General features: G+C 62.0%; 4 protein-coding genes. 1 reads left to right on the forward strand and 3 read right to left on the reverse strand.

Annotation, left to right across the window (positions count from 1 at the left end):
- Together lptC and VEK15_16630 are read right to left on the reverse strand one after the other, a co-directional pair.
- A partial coding sequence (gene lptC, locus VEK15_16625; GenBank protein HXV62328.1) for an LPS export ABC transporter periplasmic protein LptC occupies window positions 1–766 on the reverse strand: 766 nt, incomplete at its 3' end.
- Window positions 763–1731, reverse strand: a complete 969-nt coding sequence (locus tag VEK15_16630) for an acetyl-CoA carboxylase carboxyltransferase subunit alpha (protein ID HXV62329.1) — start codon at window positions 1729–1731, stop codon at window positions 763–765. The genes lptC and VEK15_16630, both read right to left, overlap by 4 nt.
- A gap of 220 nt (window positions 1732–1951) precedes the next feature.
- Between VEK15_16630 and VEK15_16635 the strand changes: the two genes are divergently transcribed.
- Window positions 1952–2362 carry a hypothetical protein gene (locus tag VEK15_16635; GenBank protein ID HXV62330.1) on the forward strand — a complete coding sequence of 137 codons (411 nt, stop codon included), beginning with the start codon at window positions 1952–1954 and terminating at the stop codon, window positions 2360–2362.
- On the opposite strand, the gene VEK15_16640 is transcribed toward VEK15_16635, so the two are convergent.
- Window positions 2354–3476 (reverse strand): OB-fold nucleic acid binding domain-containing protein (locus VEK15_16640; GenBank protein HXV62331.1); only part of this gene is annotated, 1123 nt, incomplete at its 5' end. The two genes, VEK15_16635 and VEK15_16640, sit on opposite strands and share 9 nt — an antisense overlap.

Here is a 3476-nt window from a genome sequence, read left to right on the forward strand (position 1 = left end):
CGGAAACGTTCATCCGCAAGTCCACGTTCTCGTACGCCTCGAGGTGCTCGATCGATTCTCGATCTTCGGAGAAATACACCTGCAAGTCGTTGCACGCCAGAGAACGGTCCGAGTGGCGCACGTGGACGTCGTCCACGTAGCGCAGCCAGTTCTGTCGCCGCTTCAAGACCGCTCTCTTGCTCGTCACCTCGACGGGGGCGTCGCTTCCGCGCTGAAGGGTCATGGAGACGCCCTCCTCGAGCTCCAGATTTCCCTCCCCGATGAGATATCGCATGCTTCCCGCATCACCCGCGAGCCCATCACGGAAGTAACGGACGGGCTCGGTGGTCCAGACCCGATCGGGTTTGCGACGGAACTCGAGAGTCGCGGCCTCCAGGCGGAGCGAGCCTTCGTCCCGCACTACCACGTTCCCCTCGAGGAAAACCGCTTCGTCGTTTCTTAGCTCGCACCGGTCGGCGGTCACCACCACCGGCGTCTCTTCCTTCCCGGCGGCGAATCGAATCTCCACCTGCCGGAATTGCTGGGCGGATTCGCTCCGACCGATACTCTCGGCGGCCTTGAGCGTCCAGGCGACGTTTCCCTCGGAGTCGAGCTGCTGGATTTCGATCTGACGAGACGTCGGATCCACCGGCTCGTCGAGGCTCGAGAGCGAGCGGGACTCGCGCCCACGCAACCCTTGCCAGACCTGATGAGATACGTAGGCGCCGCTGGCGACGAAGAGCAGGAGCAACCCGCGCTTCAAGAAGCGAATCTGGACCAGGGTCATGGTTCGGCCGCGATCTCGAGACCGAGCTCTCCCATGCGTCGGAACTTCTGATAGCGCGCTTCGAGCATGTCTTCGGAGTCGATGCGCTCGATCTTTTCCAGAGCCTCCACCAGGTGTTTGTTGAGGATCTGTGCGGTCTGAAGATGGGCAGTGTGCGCGCCACCGATCGGTTCGGGGACGATCCGATCGACGAGACCGAGGGCAAGGAGATCCTGCGATGTCAGCTTGAGCCCCTCTGCCGCTTCCTCGGCACGAGTTGCGTCCTTCCAGAGTATCGCCGCACATCCCTCGGGCGAGATCACGGAATAGATCGCGTGCTGAAGCATGAGAATCTCGTCCCCGATGGCGATCGCAAGTGCCCCACCGCTCCCTCCCTCGCCGGCCACGGTCACGATGACGGGAACGGCGAGACGAGCCATCTCACGAATGTTGTAGGCGATCGCCTCGGCCTGACCGCGCTCTTCGGCGTCGATTCCCGGATAGGCCCCGGGCGTGTCCACGAAGCAGAAAATCGGCCGAGCGAATTTCTCCGCGAGCTTCATCGCCCGGAGCGCTTTGCGATAGCCTTCGGGTCGGGGCATTCCGAAGTTACGATAGATCTTCTGCTTCGTATCGCGTCCCTTTTGATGGCCGACGACAACCACCGGGCGGCCGTGGAACCACGCCATCCCCGCCACGATCGCGGGGTCGTCGGCAAAACGTCGATCCCCATGCAGCTCGACGAAGTCCGTGAACAGCTGCGCGATGAAGTCGAGCGTATAGGGCCTCTGCGGATGTCGCGCGACCTGAACCTTCTGCCAGGGTGTGAGCCTGCTGTAGATGTCCTTTCTCATCTCGTCGAGCTTCTGTTGCAGGCGCGCGATCTCGCGGTCCTTCCGGGAATCGGCGGGATAGCCGGTGAGAGCCTCGATCTCCTTTTGGAGCGACAGCAAGGGCGCTTCGAAATCCAGGGTTTCCACGGCCATGGTGTGCACCAGTGTAGCACCAACCCATCGGAGCGGAGCCTCCCCGGGAGGCTTAGCTGCATTTCAGAAAACCGGTAACGTATTCCGGTATCCAAAACATGCGCAAAGGCGCGGAGGCGCAAGGTCGCGAAGGTTTCGGTCTTTCTGAGATGCGTCATGTGCGAAAGCCGGCGATTGACTGTGCCCGCTCGCACGACGTATCTTTGCTTGCCTTACTGCCATGACGCGCCTTGGTCCCGTCATCGTGCTCGCCGTGGCAGCCCCTCTCGTCCTCGTGACTTTCATCGGGGAGCACCCGCTCTTCTCCTGGCTATTCAGTTTTCTCACGATGTCGTTTCCGGTCGCGCTCATAGCCCTCGGGGTCTCGTCTCGCGGACGGCTCCTTAGCCTCAAATGGGATCTCATCGCCCTGTTCGCTTCCCTGCAGGCGAGCGGGTTCGGCATGCTGGCGACCAGGGGAAGCGATGCGCGATGGCTCGCCGGCCTCCCCCCGGGAGCCATCTTCATGCTCGCTGGGTTGTGGCTGCTGCCGCTGCTCGTCTCGTCCTGGGCCTATGCCCGCACCTTCTCCGATGCGGTACTCGACGCCGAGACCCTCGAACGCGTTCGGAGCTCGAAGAATCTAACGTGACGCCAGGCGATCTCGCGAAAGAGACACCGCGCCCTCGCCACAGATCGCTTCGAGGCTCGCGACCAGCTCGGGAGACGGCCCGACTCGGAGGAAGGGATGCGGGCGAAGGATGACGCGATAGGCCGCTCGAGTGAGCTCGAATCGCAGCTCGCACTCGCCGCGGTGCTGCTCGAGCAACTCTCTCAGGTGCGGCAGAGTATCCTCGAGGAAAGAATCCAAGGGAACGCGCAACGTCATGGAAGCGGCTTCGCGCTGTTTCACTTCGTCGAGCGGCACGATCTTCGAAGCCAGGACTTTGGCAACTTCGTCCTCGGCTTCGGGCTTTCCCTTGACGAGCACGGGGACATCGTTCGTCAGCAGACCGAAGCTCTCACGATAGAGATCGGGAAACACGACCACTTCCGCCGCCCCGTGTTGGTCCTCGACACGGAGCACTGCCATCTGATCGCCCTTGCGGGTGCGCAGAGTGCGGATACTGGCGATGAGTCCGGCCAGGGCCACTTCTTCGGTCTGCTCTCGCAGATTCATCACCGTGCAGGTGGCGTAGCTCGCGATCTCGTCCTGATACAGGTCGAGCGGATGCCCGCTCAAGAAAAACCCGAGAGTCGATTTCTCGTTCGCCAACCGCTCCATGTCACCCCACTCGGGAACTTCGGGGTAGCTCCGCAATTCCTCGCTGGGACGAACGGCAAGCAGGTCCCCGAATAGACTTCCCTGACCACTTTCGCGCTCCCGCTGAACCCGCTGGCCGTATTCGAGCGCCTTGTCGACTACCGCCATGAGCTGGGAACGGCCGGCACCGAGTGAATCGAAGCTTCCCGACTTGACGAGGCTTTCGAGAACGCGTTTATTCACCAGCCTCAGATCGACTTCCTCGCACAGCTCGGCGATGGAGCGAAACCTCCCCATCCGGTGACGGGCGGCGAGCACGGACTCGATGGCAGATTCGCCGACGTTCTTCACCGCAGCCAACCCGAATCGGATTCTGTCTCCCAGGACGGTGAAATCCAGTTCGCTCTCGTTCACGTCCGGGGGGAGCACCTCGATTCCCATGACCTTCGCCGCGGCCATGTACTGCACGACCTTGTCGGTGTTGGTTTTTTCCGAGGTGAGG

The sequence above is a fragment of the Vicinamibacteria bacterium genome (assembly GCA_035620555.1).
In the GTDB taxonomy this organism is placed as follows: Bacteria; Acidobacteriota; Vicinamibacteria; order Marinacidobacterales; family SMYC01; genus DASPGQ01.